General features: G+C 40.0%; 18 protein-coding genes and 1 pseudogene. 2 read left to right on the forward strand and 17 right to left on the reverse strand.

Features of this window, described 5'->3' with window-relative positions:
- Positions 1-53: 53 nt before the first annotated feature.
- On the reverse strand, positions 54-1,160 hold the full coding sequence (locus tag H6G28_RS26785; protein WP_190593103.1) for a metallophosphoesterase family protein: 1,107 nt from the start codon (positions 1,158-1,160) through the stop codon (positions 54-56).
- A 417-nt stretch (positions 1,161-1,577) separates the two neighbouring features.
- On the opposite strand from H6G28_RS26785, the gene trmB reads away from it, so the two are divergent.
- Complete coding sequence (gene trmB, locus H6G28_RS26790; RefSeq protein WP_190675514.1) at positions 1,578-2,216, forward strand: tRNA (guanosine(46)-N7)-methyltransferase TrmB; 639 nt, start codon at positions 1,578-1,580, stop codon at positions 2,214-2,216.
- A gap of 182 nt (positions 2,217-2,398) precedes the next feature.
- On the opposite strand, the gene H6G28_RS26795 is transcribed toward trmB, so the two are convergent.
- The 16 genes and pseudogenes from H6G28_RS26795 to H6G28_RS26865 form a co-directional block, all read right to left on the reverse strand.
- A complete protein-coding gene (locus H6G28_RS26795) occupies positions 2,399-3,913 on the reverse strand; it encodes a beta-barrel domain-containing protein (protein ID WP_190675516.1) in 1,515 nt (504 codons plus the stop codon).
- A 367-nt stretch (positions 3,914-4,280) separates the two neighbouring features.
- Positions 4,281-7,010 (reverse strand): peptidase domain-containing ABC transporter, encoded by a 2,730-nt coding sequence (locus H6G28_RS26800; RefSeq protein ID WP_190675518.1) that lies wholly within the window; start codon positions 7,008-7,010, stop codon positions 4,281-4,283.
- A complete protein-coding gene (locus tag H6G28_RS26805) occupies positions 7,000-7,629 on the reverse strand; it encodes a helix-turn-helix domain-containing protein (protein WP_190675520.1) in 630 nt (209 codons plus the stop codon). The genes H6G28_RS26800 and H6G28_RS26805 overlap by 11 nt, the downstream gene beginning before the upstream one ends.
- Positions 7,630-7,817: 188 nt before the next feature.
- A complete protein-coding gene (locus H6G28_RS37485) occupies positions 7,818-7,943 on the reverse strand; it encodes a hypothetical protein (protein ID WP_277880543.1) in 126 nt (41 codons plus the stop codon).
- Between the two features lie 321 nt (positions 7,944-8,264).
- Positions 8,265-9,014, reverse strand: a complete 750-nt coding sequence (locus H6G28_RS26810) for a peptidylprolyl isomerase (protein ID WP_190675521.1) — start codon at positions 9,012-9,014, stop codon at positions 8,265-8,267.
- Between the two features lie 217 nt (positions 9,015-9,231).
- A complete protein-coding gene (locus H6G28_RS26815; protein ID WP_190675523.1) occupies positions 9,232-10,560 on the reverse strand; it encodes a tetratricopeptide repeat protein in 1,329 nt (442 codons plus the stop codon).
- A 210-nt stretch (positions 10,561-10,770) separates the two neighbouring features.
- Entirely contained in the window at positions 10,771-10,935 is a 165-nt protein-coding gene (locus tag H6G28_RS26820; protein WP_190591691.1) for a hypothetical protein, read from the reverse strand.
- Positions 10,936-11,818: 883 nt separating this feature from the next.
- Positions 11,819-12,457 (reverse strand): cell division protein ZapB, encoded by a 639-nt coding sequence (locus H6G28_RS26825; protein ID WP_190591692.1) that lies wholly within the window; start codon positions 12,455-12,457, stop codon positions 11,819-11,821.
- Positions 12,458-12,758: 301 nt separating this feature from the next.
- Positions 12,759-13,556 (reverse strand): tryptophan synthase subunit alpha, encoded by a 798-nt coding sequence (gene trpA / locus H6G28_RS26830; RefSeq protein WP_190675525.1) that lies wholly within the window; start codon positions 13,554-13,556, stop codon positions 12,759-12,761.
- A 75-nt stretch (positions 13,557-13,631) separates the two neighbouring features.
- Positions 13,632-13,946, reverse strand: a complete 315-nt coding sequence (locus H6G28_RS26835; RefSeq protein WP_190591694.1) for a DUF3007 family protein — start codon at positions 13,944-13,946, stop codon at positions 13,632-13,634.
- A 24-nt stretch (positions 13,947-13,970) separates the two neighbouring features.
- Positions 13,971-14,183, reverse strand: a complete 213-nt coding sequence (gene ndhL, locus H6G28_RS26840) for an NAD(P)H-quinone oxidoreductase subunit L (protein WP_190591695.1) — start codon at positions 14,181-14,183, stop codon at positions 13,971-13,973.
- A gap of 750 nt (positions 14,184-14,933) precedes the next feature.
- Positions 14,934-15,116 (reverse strand): hypothetical protein, encoded by a 183-nt coding sequence (locus tag H6G28_RS26845; RefSeq protein ID WP_190675528.1) that lies wholly within the window; start codon positions 15,114-15,116, stop codon positions 14,934-14,936.
- A 174-nt stretch (positions 15,117-15,290) separates the two neighbouring features.
- Entirely contained in the window at positions 15,291-18,170 is a 2,880-nt protein-coding gene (locus H6G28_RS26850; protein WP_190675529.1) for a type I restriction endonuclease subunit R, read from the reverse strand.
- Positions 18,167-18,553, reverse strand: a complete 387-nt coding sequence (locus H6G28_RS26855; RefSeq protein ID WP_190675531.1) for a type II toxin-antitoxin system VapC family toxin — start codon at positions 18,551-18,553, stop codon at positions 18,167-18,169. Before H6G28_RS26855 ends, H6G28_RS26850 begins: the two co-directional genes overlap by 4 nt.
- Positions 18,550-18,789 (reverse strand): DUF2281 domain-containing protein, encoded by a 240-nt coding sequence (locus H6G28_RS26860; protein ID WP_190675534.1) that lies wholly within the window; start codon positions 18,787-18,789, stop codon positions 18,550-18,552. The genes H6G28_RS26855 and H6G28_RS26860 overlap by 4 nt, the downstream gene beginning before the upstream one ends.
- Positions 18,790-18,816: 27 nt before the next feature.
- Positions 18,817-19,092: pseudogene (locus H6G28_RS26865) on the reverse strand (Uma2 family endonuclease); the annotation flags it as partial.
- A gap of 112 nt (positions 19,093-19,204) precedes the next feature.
- Here H6G28_RS26865 and H6G28_RS26870 point away from each other — a divergent pair.
- On the forward strand, positions 19,205-19,853 hold a 649-nt coding region (locus tag H6G28_RS26870; protein ID WP_524538618.1), incomplete at its 3' end, for a transposase.

Consider the following 19,853-nt stretch of genomic DNA (forward strand, 5'->3'; position numbering starts at 1 on the left):
CCCTTGTCCCCCTTGTCCCCTTGTCCCCTTGTCCCCCTTGTCCCCTAACTCTTCTACTTCTCCAACAACAAAGTACTGTTGTTATCAATAAAGTGGGGAGTACCACAACGAGCGATCGCACTGTAAGTTTGAATATAGTGACGGACATTTTGCGGAAATTGGGGGTAGTCAAATACAGCATCCCCATCGGCAATTTTTGACCAAAAGTCACGTAAACTGGGAGCTATGACTTGCGCCTGCTCTGATGGTAAGTTTAACGGTGGATGAGTGAGAAATTTCATCAAAAAAGGAAAAGAGCGATCGCCCATCCATTGTTTTGATAAATGCTGCAAATTGGGAAAATCCGGTACAGATTCCACCCGATGCGATAATACTTGCAACCATTCCCTGCCGTAGTTATCTTGGCGAAACTCAAAAACTCGGTAAGGATGAGGATAACTCACTAAAGAGCCGGTAGTAATATCGTAAACTCCATCTGAACAAGCAATATCCTGAACATGCAGATGCCCTGTAAATACTAACTTGACGTGATATTGACGCAGCAGTTTTAACAGTTGCGGCGCATTTTGCAGCATATAGCGGTTCCCCATCGGATGGCGCGTCTGCTGGGGTATATGTTCAACTACATTGTGATGCACCATCACCAGCACTAACTCTTCTGTTGCTGTTGCTAAAACATTTTCTAGCCAAGTTAGTTGTTGCTGATCTAAACGTCCTAGCTGCTTACCTTCTGCATCAAAAAAATTGGAATTTAACCCAATTAACCGCACTCCCGGTAACACTTGATGAGTGTAGTAAATTTGCTCAGGATTGTCATAGCCAAACTTGCGGTAATAATTGGGAAAATCAGCAAAACTAATGGATTGCTCATCTGCCATGATTACAGGTACATCATGATTACCCGGAACCACATAAACCGGAAATGGCAACTTAGATAAGCGTTGTTGTAACCAAAGATGATTTTCTGGTTCACCATGCTGGGTTAAATCGCCTGGAAGCAACAGAAAATCTAAATCAAGTTGTGTTAAATGTTCGATGACACTTTCAAAAGCTGGGATACTAACTTCCACCAAATGAAACCGACTGGGATGATCCCAGATTGTATGGGGAAGTGCAATGTGTAAGTCGCTGACTACAGCAAAGCGAAAATTGAGAGCCATTGATTTGCGGGCAAATTTAAAAATACAGGTTAAAAAAAGCCTTTTCCACAAAGTATAACCTTTGCTTTGTCTACTCGGCAGGAAAATGATTTCTTAACATTTGTAAATACAGCAAAATTCAGAAACCTTAATTCTTTAAGAAGTCGGGGATCTATTTATCCACCAATAATTGAGCATAAATATATTTTTGAGCTTCCAAAAAGTTGAAATTTAAATTTCAATATCAATAATGTGTACAAATCTCTGGAAATTTCGCCTGATTATTTTGATGTTTGTCAAAATTTATCTTGATAATTAGGCTCTATTTAATAATTTTAAAATTGTATAGTGTCTTAATTATTTAACTACTTAATTAAATTTATTATATAATTGTATACTTAATTTTCTATCTGCATATCCTAACGAGGAGTACCAGCTTTGGCACCTGTGAGAGTCCGCCAACACGTTAACCCATTAGCCCGCAAATATCGTACACCAGTTAATCCCTTAGAGTGGGAAAAGGTTTATGCACAACCAAACCAACCACTACATTTAGATATTGGCTGTGCTAGAGGTAGATTTGTGTTGCAAATGGCGCAGGTAGAACCTAACTGGAATTTTCTTGGTTTAGAGATTCGGGAACCATTGGTAGTGGAAGCGAATCAGTTGCGTTCTGAGTTGGGTTTAAGCAACCTGCATTATTTGTACTGCAATGCGAACAACTCCTTAGAACCTCTGTTATCTGGTTTAGCACCAGGAATTTTACAAAGGGTGACAATTCAGTTTCCTGATCCTTGGTTTAAAACTCGTCATGCTAAACGGCGTGTAGTCCAACCAGAACTAGTAACAGAATTAGCGGCATATTTAGCAGTGGGTGGAGTTGTATTTCTGCAATCAGATATGAAGTTTATTGCTGTGGAAATGTGCGATCGCTTTGCGGAAAACTCAGCCTTTACAAAAATCGGTACAGATGAATGGTTAGCCGAAAATCCCCTACCAGTCCCCACAGAACGAGAAATTGCTACTCAAAATAAAGGTGAACCAGTTTATCGCGCTTTGTTTGTTAAACAAGGGTGATATGTAGTTGGAAGAAGGCAGAAGGCAGGAGGGAATAGGGTTTGGGGCAACTTTACTTTTAGTTACATACCTTAGTTTTTTTACACGTCAAAGGTAAATTCACATCTGCGCCCCTGCGATTTACACTACAAATTAGGTGTTGAATAGCTTAATCAGCCTCCTGCCTTTCCACTCCTGCCTTCTCAAAGCTTCACTCCTCCTTGTTGCAACTGCTTAAATGGATCAAGTAGAAAATCGATGATTCGGCGTTGGCGGATAACGACTTCGGCTGTGGCTGTATCACCAGGACGCAAGGGTATACATTTATTTGCAGCAGGTAAACAAGTTTGTTTGAGGGCAATATCTAAGTTATACGCTGCAACTTTACCATTGGGTGTGTCTATTTCTGTAGTAGTAGGAGAAATCTTAATTAGCTCACCTGAGATTACGCCATAATCTTGAAATGGATAAGCATCAAATTTTAGCTTCACTGGTAATCCTGTGTGCAAAGAACCACTTTCTGTTGTGGCCATTGTGGCGCGAATGATAAAAGGTGAATTTGCAGGTGCTATCTCTGCTAACATTGTGCCAGATTGGACAACGGCTCCAGGTTTTTGGATTGGTAGTTGAAATAAAATTCCGTTACTAGTAGCTTTGATTTCTCTTTGTTGCAATTGAAATTGCCAAGCTGCAATTTGGCTTTTAGTTTGAGCGATATCTGATTGTAAAGATGTAATTTCGGTTTCGATATTTTTTTCCTGTTCGGCAATTCTTAAAATGGCTAGTTTACCAGAACGAGTTAAAGTTTGATAACTACTTTCTTGTTCTTTGAGGCGTAACTGGGCTTGTTCAATTTCGGCATTTGCTTGACGAATATTCCGTTCATAACTACTTTGTTGTTCAGTTAAACGTAATTTTGCCTGTTGAATATCTGCCTTTGTTTGTTCATACAGTTTTATTCGTTCTTGAAGAGCATCTTCTTTTTCGACAACGTTAACTTCCGCCGCAATTCCGTCTTTAAAGGCTTTTTGATAACGCTCTAGTTCACGTTGGGCGATCGCCAAGCTAACTTCCGCTAACTTTTTCGCTTTTTCGTTTTGGATAATAGTTTGCTTCGCTTGATTTAATTGCGCTATACCTGCTGCTTTTTGTAAATTAAAAGTATTAGTAGATAGTTGAAGATTTTGGCGAAATTGCTCAATTTGTGCTTGTTTTTCTAATTGTTGTGATTGATTTTGTTGCTCTTGGGTAGCTAAAGAAACCAAAAGTTGATTTTTAGCGGAATTTAACTGCGTCAGTCGATTTAACTGTCCTTCTAATTTATCTTGAGCTTGTTGTAATTCTGATTTGACTAATTCCGAATCTAATATTAATAAAGTTTGCCCCGCTTTGACTGTATCTCCTTCTTGAACACGAATTTCAGCAACCGTCCCCGTAACAGCCGCATCGAGTTTAACCGTTTTATCTTGAGTTTCTACTCTACCTCTCGCTGTCCCAGTTTCATCAATTTTAGCCAACACTGTCCAAGGCAAAATTATCGAGACAAACACAACTAAAAAATATAATATTCCTCGCGTCCAAACTTGGGGTAAGTTATCAAGAGTTTCTCTGGTAACATCAGACCAATCATCAGTTTTTGGTAATACAGTTTCATCGATAAGTTCTGGTTCAGATATATCTTTTGAGTGTGATACTTTACCATTCAATGTATTTGTCATAGTTTTTTCCTGGGAGAGTAGGGGTTATAAATGAAGAGATAATTAAACAAGTCACAAATTATTCAGACTTATGTAATAACTCTCTCAAACTCTTATAACTTCGTGTCCTTTGCGTCCTTTGCGGTTAGTTTTTTCATAATCTTGCGTAAATTATGATTACCAATGACGAATATTTTATATGAAGCTGCAAAGTATTTTACCCCTCCCTAACCCTCCCCTTGTAAAGGGGAGGGAACTAGATTTATTAGTTTTCCCCTTTTACAAGGGGAGCCAGTATGTTGGGCGGCTCTGCCGACTTGAAGCATCTGGCGTGGGAATAAGGGGGGTAATTAGTTTTTATGCGTCTTCATTTAAATTGGTATAAAAACTAAGCATTAATTTGCATTTGCTGTTGATTTAAATAGAAATAATGTCCTCGTTTAGCCATTAGTTCTGCATGAGTGCCACTTTCAATTAATAGCCCTCGATCTAGGACTAAAATTAAATCTGCATTCCGCACTGTAGAAAGGCGGTGGGCGATAACTAATGTTGTTCTGCCTTTGAGGATTTTATTTAAATTCTGTTGAATAATTCTTTCCGATTCAGTATCTAGATGGGAGGTAGCTTCGTCTAAAATCAATAGCTGTGGATTACCTAACAAAGCTCTAGCGATCGCAATTCGTTGTCGCTGTCCACCAGATAACAAGCCGCCACCTTCACCTATTTGGGTTTCATATCCCAAGGGTAGCTTTTTAATAAACTCATCCGCACCAGCTAATTTAGCAGCTTCGATTAATTCTGCTAAGGTTGCTCCTGGATATCCTAAACTAATATTCTCTCGAATTGTGCCACCAAATAAAAAGGTATCTTGGTCAACTACTCCCACACAAGAACGTAGAGAACGTAAGGAAATGCTAGTAATATCTTGTCCATCAATTAAGACTTTGCCATCAGTAGGCGGATATAACCCTAAAACTAACTTAGAAATAGTAGTTTTACCTGAACCACTCCGCCCTACTAAAGCTACCATCTGCCCTGGTTTGATTTCAAATGAGAGATTTTCTAAAATATTCACATCACTATCTGGATGATAGCGAAAGGTCACATTTTCAAACCGGATACTACCTTGGAGTTGAGGAATATTTTGCCTTAATTGATGTTGTAAATCTTCTTCTGGCTCCGCATCTAAAACATCATTAATCCGTTCTACAGCAATCACGACTTCTTGCAATTGATTCCACAAAACCGTTAATCTTTGAAATGGGGTAATAATATTGACTAAAAGCAAATTAAATGCTACCAACTGCCCAATCGTTAATTGATTTTGAATTACCAAGTGCGCTCCGAACCAGAGCAAAGCAGTAGTTACCAAGGCTTGAATTGTATTACTAATAATTTGCAGTCGATTACTAATAACTTGACTGGCAAAGTTGGTTTTTACTTCTTGGTTTAATAACTCTTCCCAATGCCAACGCACATTTTGTTCCACTGCTGTGGCTTTGACTGTTCGCACACCAGTTAAAGCTTCAATTAAATAACTGCTTTCTTTGGCGACAGCATTAAATATTTCTCGTGAAATTCTCTGCAAAAATGGTGTAGCGATTAATGCTAATAAGGCGAATGGCGGCACAATAATTAATACTAGCAAAGCCATACGCCAGCTATACCAAAACATCAAGCCGACATAAATAAAGACGGTGAATAAATCTAAGAGTATAGATAATGCTTCACCAGAAAGAAATCTTTGAATTTTGCGGTTTTCTTGAATGCGGGAGACAATATCGCCCACATAACGCGACTCGAAAAAACTCAAAGGTAGTCGCAATGTATGGCGAATAAAACCAACAATTAGTACTAAGTCAATTTTGTTGGCTGTGTGGTCTAAGAGATATTGACGCAACCCCATCATGGCGACACGAAACAAATTAAACATCAGCAACCCTAAACCCACTGCTGTTAATGTCAGTTCCGATCGCTGGACAACCACACGGTCTAAAATTAACTGGGTAAATAACGGGGTAATCAGCCCAAAGATTTGGATAAATACAGAAGCAATCAACACCTCAACTATCACCAGCGAGTGAGGTTTCATTAATCCAAAAAATTGCCAAAAAGGTGTAGAGGCTTCTTTGGCATCTTTAAAAGCGGCTGTTGGTTGCAACAGCAAAGCATAACCAGTCCAGTTAGCTTTAAATTCGCTGTGGCTGAGGGTTTTTTGACCGATGGCGGGGTCGCCAATAATCACATCGTTGGGAGTAATTTCGTAAACAACTATATAATGTTTGCCTTCCCAATGAGCGATCGCAGGTAATTTTTGCTTGGCTAACTGATTAAAACTAGCTTTCACCGGTCTAGTGTTAAAACCGAGGCTTTCCGCCGCCATGACTAATCCTCGCAACGATGCACCGTTGCGGTCAACATTAGCGATATCTCGTAAACGATTCACACTAAAACGTTTACCCCAATAACGCGACACCATCACTAAGCAAGCAGCACCACAATCAGAAGCACTTTGTTGAGCAAAAAACGGATAGCGTCGAGTTACCCTCTGCCATAAATGTCCGACTCGTTGACTAGGGTTGGGAAAGTAAGCTTTACTAATCTTTTTGCTGTCTGGAGGTTCGACAGGCGGCGCAACAATATCTATTTGATGATGTGGATGCACCTCAGATGTCTGAAGAGAAGAAGTATCCGCGCTGTTTGGTTGTGGCGAACGGGATAAGGCTTTAGTCCAGAGATGATCCCGCATTTGGGGGTATTTCGCCATTAATGACTGCAACACATCACCAGGAATAAAACATAGTTGCAAGTTAACAGAAGCTCTGGCGGAATATGGTGTGAGGTTAGCTTCTGGAAATAAGGTAAATTCCCCGAAAGAAGTTCCTGTTTCTAATGTGGCAATTAATTCATCAACATCATCTAGTAGCCTGACTTTGCCTGTCACCACAATATAGATACCAGGTTCTACATTTGCGCCTTGCCAGAATTTACCAACTTTTGGATTTAGGGATTTAGCTTGTTGAAGACAGTACTGAAATTCTTCTACCGATAGGGAACAGCCCAAAGTCTCGTTGAGTTGTTCGGGAGTGATCAACTGAACGGATAGATTATGCACCATAGATATCTACATTTCTTCCTAATTTTGTGAACTTCATCGGCGAAAAGTCGCTATCATCGGTTAATCTTGCCGATCGCAAATCTTTAATCAAAATTTTGGCACCATGAGTTTGCTGAGGTTGGGTTGCTTCAGCATTTTGGGATTTTGGTAATGTAGATAACCCCATTTGTTTGAGGAGTCGCTTAATATGGCGATCGCTAATTTCCATCCCTAATTCTTTGGCGAGATGTTTTTGCAGCCAGTTCACTGTCCAGCGCCGAAAAGAATAGCCATAGTCGCGGGGACTATTACTCACAAGTTCTCTCAATCGCTCTAAATACTGCTCGTTCACTGCTTTTGGGCGACCAATAGGGAAATCTTGCCATTGATGCGCCATACCGATTCGCGCAATGTGCATCCAATGTCGTGCTGTAGCTGCACAACATCCCAAAATTTGACAAATTTCCGTTTGTGACTTTCCTTCATCTGTCAACAACATAATTTCAATGCGCTGATGATAGGAATCAGATAAATCTTTTTGTAAATTTTCTTGCAGTAGTTTGCGTTGAAACTTTGTTAAATACTTACCTGTAGGAGCTTGCGCCCTGTCAATGTCATATTGTGCTTGGTTGTACGACATAACGGTAAAAATGCACTACAAATTGGTATGTCTGTTGTTATTTACCCAATGCAAATTAGACAGCAGGTAAATGACAATCAGCAGTGCAGATTAAATTGCACCGGGCTATAAATACATATACAAAAAATTAATTTCCGTAAAAACAATTAAATATTTTTCTCGATGGAATATTTATTCAACGATGAAGTCTATGTGATATCTCTGGTGCGGGTGTTCAGGCGATCGCTTCTGCAAACAAAATTTTTTGGGACATCAACTAAAACATTTATGTCCCAAAAATTGATTAAATTAACCGCTTGAATTAACCTCAGCATCAACATATTTATAGCTGTATTAGCTTGCTAGACTTAGCTTTGCCAGATTTCACGATTGAACGCCGACACTTTTTCAGCAGATAATTCCGCAGTTAAACAGCTTCGATATTTAGATATAAAAATTATTTTTGTATCTCTATTATTTACAAACTGATATTAATATGATACTCAAGTATAATTTTTACTAATGTGTACATGCGTTACAGCACGCCTATACTAATAAAGTACAAATAAAAACTCTTTAGTTTATCCTAAAACCTTTCTAGATGAAGATACAATTGATCAGTTATTTATAAAAAAGTCTCCACTCTCCCTTATCTCCTAACCACCTACAGAATCAAGCTGAAGCTGATATGTAACTTGCTGCGTTTGCTGCTTCAGCCATTCCGCAAATAAATATGCCACAATTTGTTGGCGCAATTGAGCATTTAACTCTGGCTGAATAATTTCCTCTACCAAAATCAAGTGAATTCCTCTTGATGTAAAAATTGGTTTGAGAAGTTGGGGAGGCTGAACTGTAAAAATAGCCGCAGATATTTCTGGTAATAAATCTCGGCGACGAACTAACCCACGATATCCACAAGCACGACGTAATTCGATATTTTCGATATATTGGTGAGCCACTTCATAAAAGCTAATTTCACCTTCTTTAATAGCGTAATAAAGTTCTAATGCTAAATCTTCATCTTCTAAAATTACTTCGTACATAATCACACCAGCATAGTCGAGTTGGTGTGCAAAAAAGTATTCTTCAACTTTATTTTCAAACAGGTGTGATGCTAACTTACCAAAAATGAGACTACTATAAGTAATTTTTTCAAAATCATCAAGAGACAGATAATTTTTTTCTAGCCATTGCCATGTTTCAGCCGCACTATCAAGGTTGTTAGCTAATCGAATTTTATCTGCTGCTTGTTGCAATTCCTCTGTTTCTACCTTAATTCCATTTTCTAAAGCCACAGCTTTTACAACATGGTCAGCCGTAATTTGTTCAATAATTTCTGGCAGCTTACAAGATAGTTTTAGTTGATGTAAAATATCTTGACTGGTAATTAAGATAGAGTCTGTCATTTTAAATAGGGATATATAAAAGTTTTATTTGATATGTGAATGAAAGAGACAAGGGAGGAAAGGGAGACAAGGGAGACAAGGTGGACAAGGTAGAGATGTTTGTAAATTGCTATAGGAGTCCTCTTTGATTGATAAATTTGTAAAGGTGCAGTATGGCAGTTTACCCTGACAAATAGAATTACCAATCATTGAGAACTGCCATAGCTTAGTTGTTATCTTAAACTAATACCTTATCAGCCGATCGCTTTAATGCAGACAAGGATTCACTTTGGAAGTTAGGTGCGGCTTTAGGTTGTAATTGTTGCTTTTGTTCTTCCAGTTCTGCTAAACGCAAATTACTCCAATTCACCAGGCCAGGATTTCCCAAACTAGGCGCTATATTAGCTAGGTGTTGAACAACTGAAATAGCTTCTGGTTCGATTTGTAGAGAAGCCAGATAACAATCACTAGCTAATTCTAATTCACCCATTTTTTCATGACATTGACCAGCCATAAACCAAGCCACTGGAGTTCCTGGAGGGCCTAATCTTGTAGCTGAACGATAGGATTTAGCGGCTTCTTCGAGTTTGCCACGTTTGGTTAACACTTCCGCCAATTCTAAATGATATCTCGGTTCAAGAGGCTCTAGCTGGACTATCAGACGTACTCGTTCTTCTGCTAAATCGAGATCCTTTAACCATATCGACTCTTTAGAACGGCTTTCCATACACAAGCTGAGATTTTCCCGTGCAACAATTTGTTGCAATTCATTTTCAGGTTTTAAACTTCTGGCGTAAGACTCGCATAAATCCATTTCTTCAACTACTTTCTGTTTATCTCTGCGTAAAAATGGCACAAAAGAAACAGAACGATAGTACATACTCATCAACAAGTTATATTCAAACTCGTTTAGTGAAGGTCTTAATATTTCAATGTCCTTGGTAACTTCTTCACGCCAAAACTCAGCCGCAGCTAAATCTCCAAATATTTTGGAATACTCAACTACCATTTGTAAGCCAGCGTTGATTTTTACTTTACTTCCCGATGGTGCATGGGTAGCGATCGCGGCAATTTCTTGAATATAATCAAAGGTGCGATCGTCAAAGTGAGTAATCAAGCTAGAAAGCGCCCTACACCATGCAAGAGTAGCAAGTTCTACATTACTGGCGATTTCATCATTAGATATTTCTGGGATATACTCTTTTACGACTCGATGAAAGCACAAGCTTCGCAACAAATTCATCACCCGTAATTTGGTGATATTGGGTAGTTCTTGATAATTAGATAAATACTCACAAAGCTTTTCCCAACGCTCAGTGCGTAATTCTTTTGCTAACTCTAGTGGATGATTAACATGATATTGATACATCCCAGTTTCTTTTACCAGAGATTCTCGAAAGAAAGGTGAGACATTAACTTGAACAGTATAGGGAAGTGTGGTGTTATTAATTAAACTGTTATAACTAAATTCAATTCCATAATGATGAGGTTTACCGCCATTGAGAGGGCCTAAATCAAAATATTGTCGATTTAACCAAGCAATAGGTGAACTATTAAGAGTTAGCATAATATCTCTCCTGATGTTTATTATTATGTAGTTATTGCACCACTACAAAAATTAAGGCACAATTTGACAAGTAGCTAAACATGAGATAAATCACAGTGACATTCGTTTAGAAAATGAACTATGTCACTGTGAAAAGTTGCTTTTAAAATAGTTCTGAAATCAGCAACCAAGATTGTGTATTTCAGAACTATTTTGGAAATTTTTCCTATCTTACGCTAAGAAAGAAGACCATTTAGCAACTGCAAAAGCAACACCACCACGTACAGTTGTGAAAGCTGTAAACTCTGGAGAATCTTTTGCAGATTTAGACTTTAAGTCAACGATTTCATCAGCAGCTTTTTCAGATTTCAGTTGATTAATTTTAATTTCAGCCATGATAATAAACCTCAAGATTCAAGTTGTTTTGACGAAGAAACTTTGTTTTGTCTCTTCCTATTAACATCATGCTTTCTTGAATCTTGGAATGCAAGGGAAAGTCCGGTATGAATTGGGACAAAAATATCGCATTTTCTGGAGCTAAAATCAAAAATATAAGTCAATATTTACTCATAGTTTAGGCTGGAGCAGAAGAACTAGAAGCTATTCTGTAGACACATCTAGCATTTCTAAATCATTCCTGAACCAAAAGATCCCCGACTTTTCCAAGAAGTCGGGGATCTGAGCTTCGATAAGTTGCATCTTCATCAAGAAACAGTATTACTGGTGCAGTATATCGGCAGAATAGAAGTAATTATGTCTCTTTTTTCTCCCTTCTCTTGTCTTTAGCTGATTCTCATTAGGGACTTGCAAGCAAAAAATCTCCCATTATCTGCTAAGTTAGGTGGACATAATTTTTAGAATACGCATTTCGACTCCGCTCAATGCTCAATAATAAAAAATTAAGCATCAAGGTAGAAACTTCACCTCATGCTTTATCTAAATGCTTTATCTAACAAGGCAAAAATTTTCCAAATAAGAATTCAGAACTCAGAAGTCAGCCGCTAGAACGAATTTCTCACAAAATCGTCTTTGAGTATCTGAAATATTAAGTTTCAAACCTTGCTCTTGGTAGGCAAAATTAGTATTAAATTGTGATTCCTTGTGAAATGACTCCTGCATTCTGACTAGTACAGTTCGGCGTAAATAAACCGACCACACTTCGACCACTTTGGCTGCGCTCAGTACAAGTACGCTCAGTGACCATCAGGAATTGCTAAAAGGCTTGTGGTATCAATATTCTTGCTTTTGCCTTTTGACCTTTTACTTTTGCCTTATTGTACTAGTGCATTTCGTCGTATTCTGGCGCTTCGACTCTTCTAGCTTCTTGACGAGAAGGCGGAAGAAATTCAGCGCGTCGTACAGGAACCAACGGCGGAGTTGAACCTTGATAGGGATGAATTACCTGCACTGTGCGAGTCGGACGGTTACGCGGCCCAAATAAAGCCAATACCCCAGCAACTACAATACCGCCACCAACAGTTAATGTCGCACCGCCCACAGCCCAAACAATTGGTGAAGTCCACCAAGCGTTTTGAGGTTGTAATACTTCCGATGCAACTTTTTGGCTATTTTGCTGTGCTAATAACAACTGTTGGGCGTTTTGATTGTCCAATAGTCGTTGATTTGCCCCTTTTAGCTGTTCATTATCGGTTCTTAAACGATTTAATTCAGCTTTTAACTGCTCAAACTCTGCCCGTAGCTCAGGGTTAGACGCGGTAGGTGGCTGAGTATTCGGATAAGGTTGTCCGTAGTTAGATGGATACTGCACAGGTGGCTGTAGTTGGGGTGCAACTACAGTGGGCATTTGGGGGGTAACAGTAAAGTTAGGTTGTAAGGGATTATTTGTTCCCTTGAGCAAAACAAGCGCCGCCAGCCCAGCCACAGCGACTCCACCGATAAATGCCATGCTTTCACTCATCGCTTTTGTCCCTCAGCTGCGACGTAATTATTTTGTGACTGACACACTCTCACACTCATAATCTTTTACTTACTAAAATTCACCTAAACACTTAAAGTATAAGCGACAGTACCAGCTAGTTTTTTTACAGCCTGCAATCTGCTGTTAATATTCAAGACCATAAAGGTCAAATTGTCTACTAAACCAGGGTAAAAAAACTATACTGTTATACATTCTTAATCTACTTTTTCTAAGGTGGCAAGAAAGTTATGTGTTAAGAGTTAAGGGTCATTTGTTCTTACTTGACTCTCCCTACTGCCGATTAACTGCGTAGAGCAGCTTTCAGGCTTTGACAAAATTGAGCGATCGCATCTAGTCCCTCTTCAGGAGTGCCTTCTGCTAAACGTTTGACAAAAGCACTACCAACAATTGCGGCATCTGCTCCCCAATCTCTGACCTGAAGGGCTTGTTCAACATGAGAAATTCCAAAACCAACCCCAATGGGTTTATTAGTAACATTACGAATTTGCCCTAGTAAATCAGATACTCGTGTTTCCATTTGCGATCGCATCCCAGTTACACCAGTCACACTCACTAAATAAATAAATCCTTGGGAAGCACGGGCGATCGCTTCAATTCTATCAGCCGAACTAGTAGGGGCTACTAATAAAGTTAAATCAATGCCGATTTCACCCGCAGGTTTGAGCAAGCCAGCCGCTTCTTCTAGAGGTAAATCAGGTACTACCAATCCGGCTACCCCAGCTGCTGCAATTTGCTGGAGAAAGTTTTCAATACCCCGGTGCAGAATTGGGTTGTAATAAGTAAACAAAATAATTGGCGCTTGCAAGCTGGGGGTAATATCTTGCAACATTTCCAGAACACCTTCTAACTTGGTTCCCTGTTGCAAAGCGCGGGTAGCAGCCGCCTGAATCACTGGCCCATCCGCCAGAGGATCAGAATAAGGTACACCCAATTCAATCAAGTCAGCACCGCTACTATCTAATATTTTCAAAGCCGAGGCGGTGGTTGCTAAATCTGGATCACCAGCAGTAATAAACGGAATCAGAGCGCACTCTTGATTCCGTTTTAAGGTTTCAAAGCGATCGGAAATGGCGGTCATTAGTCAAAAATCAAAAGTCAAGGGTCAACAGTCAAAAGCAATGACTATTGACTATTGACTCATAAAACGATCACTTTAAACCTGAGATTGCTTTTCTTGTTCAACCTCGGCTTGAAGTTTGGCTAGTTCTTCTGGCGTAAGTTCTTCCAACCGTTTTTGGAAAAACGCTTGTTCATAGTCTTCCCTTTGCTGATGGTAGGTCATATTTTTATTCACAGCGCGGTAAACATAAGTGCTTACCCAACCAACCAAGCCAATCACCACTAGCACAGCTTGGCTCCATATCCCAGCTTGTTGAGCATCTAAGCCCACAAGTTGTAATCCCACATAAGCCAAGCCACCAGCAATAAAAATGCCTAAACCAATTCCAAGAGCGTCGATGCGTCGCATGAGAGTTATGACCTACCAATCTTGTTAAGCTTCAATTTTGCGCGGTTGTGGTCGCAGGTTCACAAAGGGCGACAGAACCAACAAACCGGGAAAGAAGAAGAAAACCAAAAAGTACATAAAAGCACGCTCAATAGAAGTAGCCACATACCATCGCAGCTTCATGTAAAACATTACAGCCACAGGAAGGACTAATAAATAAGCGCCAGCCAAAATCAGATACAGCAGGGCTACGATCATAGGTTTTCTCTCTTTGTAGACAAGGCCATTTGGTGCATCTGTTTTTCATCATAGGCTGAAGAGTCCTATTTTATGTAACTTTCCAAAAATTCTGCACTTTTACTAGACAAATTTTCGGATAGTGCTACAATAGCAAAGCCAGTGTCTGATGTGTGTACTTGTAACACCAAGGTAAAGATGCTTGTCTAAGTGAGAAATTGCCAAAAAACATTGCGATCGCTCAAAATAGACAAAATTTTTAAATCTAGTTGCACAAAACGCACATTGATGGTGGAATAGATGAGGAGGTGTTTGCTGCCCTCCAAAAAAACAAGTGGCTCCTAAGTAAACTTGGGGGTGTGGCGGAATGGCAGACGCTACGGACTTAGAAAACTGAGCCTTGATGAAGAAATTCTTCAAGTGTCAGCTCTCAAACTCAGGGAAACCTAAATCTGTTTCCAGACAAGGCAATCCTGAGCCAAGCCTAAAACAAGTGCTGAGTTGAAAGACTCAAAGTTTTAGGAAGGTGCAGAGACTCGACGGGAGCTACCCTAACGTAAAGGCGAGGGTAAAGGGAGAGTCCAATTCTCAAAACCAAAAGGTAGTAGTGAAAGCTGCAAGAGAATGAAAATCCGTTGACCTTAAACGGTCGTGAGGGTTCAAGTCCCTCCACCCCCACTAAAAAAAGTTAAATGAGGCCTGCTTAAGTGTGACTTTACCCATAACTTTGCCGCAACGGCAAGCTTATGCTTCCAATGAAGGGCGGCAAAGTTATGCGTCCAAACCAATATCTCTTCTTGCAGCTTTAAGAGCAACACGAACCTCCTTGTCACGAAAACATCCTGGTTTAGCCAATAGCTTTGAAATAGCTGCCTCGCTAGGATAGATACCTTCAGTGTGAAACTGCTGAACAGCCTGTTTTACCTCTTCGCAGCATTTTTCAATTCGTTTCACGCGAGAGTCCTTCATATACTTAACATACTGGGCTGAAATCGCTCGGCATAGGTCTGGGAAATGCCTTAGATGCAGCAGGACTTTTGTGATTTATATCTCTTGCCTTATTTTGGTGAATTGGTATTATACCAAGTATCAATATTGATTTGGCGATCGCCTGCTTTGAGAACTGTTTTATTCTTCCTCTCCAAGCTCACCAAGATCGTCATCAAATTTGTTGATGATGTCGAGTAATTTTGATACGACTCGCGCAAAGATTTTTTTACGCTCTAATAATTTCGGTTTTTCGTTACAAGCACTCAGCACAGTTTCTCTTAATGGCTCTTTCCCTGAAAATTTATAGTCGGCAATCATTTGATTAACAACTTCGACCTTGAGATTTTCCTCTATACAGAGTTGCTGGATTGCTTCAACACGTTCTTGAGTCCAGAAATCTTGAAAGACGGTTTCGACTTTTTCTTCGGGTTCAAGGGTGGGTAGCCGCTCTTCGATAAATTTCTCCAGCAGATCCCGTTTACTTCGTAATTGGGCTTCTTTGCCAATGATTTCCAGAATAGAGGCTTTTTGGCTCTGGTATTCTTCTGAAGTGACATCTGTTTGGCGATCGCGCTGGAGGTTAGCCACTAGCTTGAGAATATAGGCGACATTGATTTCGTCTCGCTGGATCAGTTCCAGTTCAAAATCGACTTCCTCAACTAAAGATTCTTTCTCATCATCGGGTTTGGATCGCGTTCTATCATAGATGTCTAGATATTTGCTTTTATAATCTTCAAAGGTTTGTTCATCCAGATTCAAGTCGGAAAAACTAAATTCAGTGAATGATTTACTTACATTCTGTAAACGGATAAGATTACGAAAGGCTTTAACAAACTTAACTTGGTCGTCTTCACTAATCAGCTTATTGACATCGTTAGGGATAGTGGCGATCGCTCTCAGTTCTTGCACACCTTTATTAAATTCCTCAATGTAGTATTCGTAGGGTTCAATGAAAATTTGTTCGTTGGCGTTGGGATCGGAAAAGAGAGCAACGGCTTGATCGGTATTCTCCTTAAGATTGCGAAAGCAAACAATATTTCCCTGAGATTTAAGTTCGCCCAAAATGCGATTAGTACGGGAGTATGCTTGAATTAACCCGTGGTACTTCAGATTTTTATCGACATAGAGCGTATTGAGTTTCTTAACATCAAAACCCGTCAGAAACATATTGACGACTAACAGAATATCAGCACGTTCTACGTCCTGAAAGTTTTCCCGATCCCTATCCTTCATTCGTTTGGAAATATCTTTGTAATAGGCATAGAATGCCTGACTATCTTTAGCTGAATGTTGGGTTTGGTACATCTGGTTATAGTCCGCGATAAATTCATTCAATTTGTCGCGGCTATGGCTGCGGCTGCTCGTATCTGTGCTGATATTGAAATCAGGTTCTCCAATTAAGCCGTTTGCGTCTTCGTCTTCTTCGTTATCGCTGGGGGTAAAAATAGTTATCACTCGTAGGTCATGTAATCCCTGTTTCTGTTTATTTTTAAATATTTCGTAATAAGTGATTAGGGTATCTACGTTACTGACGCAGAGCATAGCAGAGAATTTTCTGCCGTGGGTTTTACGGTTATGGTTGGCAATAATCCAATCAACAATCAGTGAAATTCGGTCGGGATTTTCAAAGAATTCGCGGTCTAATTTTGGTTCTGTAATCAGTGTTCCATCTTTGCGTTTGAGTTTGCCCCAATAATCAACGGAAAATTTCAGAACGTTTTCATCAGCGATCGCATTGGTGATCACATATTTATGCAGACATTCTTGGAATAAGTCTCTAGTGGTGCGTTTACCGTGTTGATTACTAGCGGCGTTATCGGCAAAGATGGGAGTCCCGGTAAAGCCGAACATCTGGGCTTGGGTAAAAAACCTAACGATATTTTTATGGGTTTCGCCAAATTGGGAACGGTGGCATTCGTCAAAGATAAACACAATGCGCTTATCTTTCAAGCCTTCCATTGCGGTTTCATGGCGTTGGGATTTTATCGCACGGTTGAGTTTTTGAATCGTCGTCACGATCAGGCTACTATCTCCAGCCATTTGTGTTACCAGTTGTCTGGTGTTGTCGGTGGTGTCTACACAGTCAGGACTAAAATAATTAAATTCTTTGCTGGTTTGGTAATCGAGGTCAGCGCGATCGACGACAAACAGCACTTTATGCACTTTGGGGAGTTGCGTGAGGATTTGGGCAGCCTTGAAACTGGTGAGGGTTTTGCCTGATCCAGTGGTATGCCAGATATAGCCGTTTTTATCGGTATCCTTGACTCGCTCAATGATGGCTTCTACGGCGTAGTATTGATAGGGGCGCAACACCATCAGCACTTTGTCAGATTCGTGCAGGACAATGTATTTGCAGATCATTTTGGAAACGTGGCATTTTTCCAAAAAGCGATCGGCAAAGTCCTCTAGTTGGGTTATTAGATTGTTTTCTTGGTCTGCCCAGTAGAAAGTTTGTTTAAATTCTTGTTTGCGGTTGTTGGCGTAGTAGCGGGTATTGACACCGTTGGAGATGACGAAAATTTGGACATATTGAAACAGTCCATTGTCTGCGCCGTAGGAATGGCGTTGGTAGCGGTTGATTTGGTTGAAAGCCTCTTTTAGTTCCAGCCCTCGGCGTTTCAGTTCAATTTGCACGAGGGGCAAGCCATTAATCAGCAGGGTTACGTCGTAGCGGTTTTTGTATTTGCCTTGCTGGGTGACTTGGTTGGTGACTTGATATTGGTTTTGACACCAATGTTCTGTGTTGAGGAATTCTAGGTAAAAGGTGGTGCCATCGTCGCGCCTGAGTTCCATTTTATCGCGCAGGCGTTTGGCGCGGTCAAAGACGTTACCTTTATCGAGGTGGTTGAGGATGCTTTTAAATTCGGTGTCGCTGAGTTTGATGTGGTTATGCTTTTCTAGTTGGGTTTTGAGGTTGGCTTTGAAGTCTTCAGCATTGCGAAGGGTGACAGGTTCGTAGCCTAATCCCGTGAGGCGATCAATTAGCTGTTGTTCTAGTTCGGGTTCGCTTTGCGTCATGGGGTATGGGAGGGATTATAAATGTTTAAGCCTTGGATGAAGCGAAAATCTTTAAAGTTTAAAGTATAGAGGCTAATGTTATGGGTTATGGCAGTGGCGGCAATCAGGGCATCAGGAATTGTGAGTTTATGGCTTAGGGAATACTGCGCCATAAGTTGAATAAATTTCTCTGAAATTGGCTGATCGATAGGGATATTTTGGAGTATGTCTAAGTGTTGCTGAATACGATTAAGTTCGTTTTTATTAATTGCGCCATAGTAGAGTTCGGCTCTAGTGATTACGCTAATGGCTAATTGATGAATGCCAATTTGACGGAGTTCTTGAATGATGGCGGTATTATTTTTATAGAATTCAATGAGGATATTGGTATCACACAAAATCATTGATTCTCTTCACCCCATGCGTCTTTGCGGATGGTGTCTACGGTAATGTTTTTCCCTTCCCAAATTCCGGCTAGGGCTAAAAAGTCTTGTTCCTGTTGGGTAGATGTTTTGGGTTGTTGTTCTTGTTGTTGGCGATCGGCTTGAAATTCTAGGAATTCTACAAATTCGATCACTTTTTTTTGTTGTTCGGGGGGAAGTTGTTGGATTTTTTGAAGGGCTATTTCTAGGGTTAGCATATTGGGTAATAATGGGTAATGCTTTTATTATTCCCTACTATCAGGTTCAAGGGTTAAACCGCGATAGACTTGTTCAATGGGGAAATTGAGGTTAATGCTTTTGAGTTCGATTGTGTCGCCTGCTTTGTAGTTGATAATCAACCAATCGCCTGCGTCGTTTTTGTGATAAAGGTCAATTTCGATGCAGGTAGAACTGACTAGGAGGTAATCGATTAAGGCTGGGTTTTGGCGGTACATTCGGAATTTGCCGCCTCTGTCGTAGGCTTCGGTGCTGGCGGAGAGGACTTCGACAATGAGGCAGGGGTCATTGGTGACAAGTTAAGGAAAAGGAGAAATTGTCAAGTGTGGTATTTGCAGTGGTCAAAAATCGTGTAAAACTCAATCTAGACAAGTAATTGAGCGATTGATAACAGCCATGACCACCAGCAAAAAAACCAATAGAGACCACGCAAAAAAGAAACAGCGACCAACAGTGGAAGATGAAGTAATAGCAGAGCAACTGGAAAGATTACTGACACCAGCCATTACAAATCAAGAGAATTACTACCGAAAACTAGGACTCAGAGAACGGATACTGAATTTACCATTGATGATGGCTGCGGTGCTAACCTTGTTATGGCGAGACATAGCCGGAGTCAGAGAACTGACAAGAATGTTAGCTAGAGACGGTTTTCTGTGGTGTAATCCTACAAAAGTTAGTCAACAAGCGGTATCACAGAGATTTTTGACATTTCCATCAGAATTATTTGAAAAAGTATTTAAAGATTTACTACCTAGTTTAAGAACAGCTTGGGATAGTAGAAAGAAACGACCGTTGCCAGAAAGTATTCAGTTTACATTATCAAAATTCGAGAAAATTTGGATAGTAGACGGGTCAACACTGGAGGCATTGTTTAGAAAATTACAAAGCTTAGAGCCGGCTCAAAGAGGGCAATTAGCAGGAAAAATGAGTACAGTCATTGATTTAAGGACCAGATTACCTGTAGAAATATGGTTTGAAGAAAATCCCAAGGCATCTGACACTAAACTAGAAGAAAATATCCTAAATTTAGTTACAACAAGAA

The sequence above is a fragment of the Nostoc sp. FACHB-190 genome, from assembly GCF_014696905.1.
Classification (GTDB): domain Bacteria; phylum Cyanobacteriota; class Cyanobacteriia; order Cyanobacteriales; family Nostocaceae; genus Nostoc_B.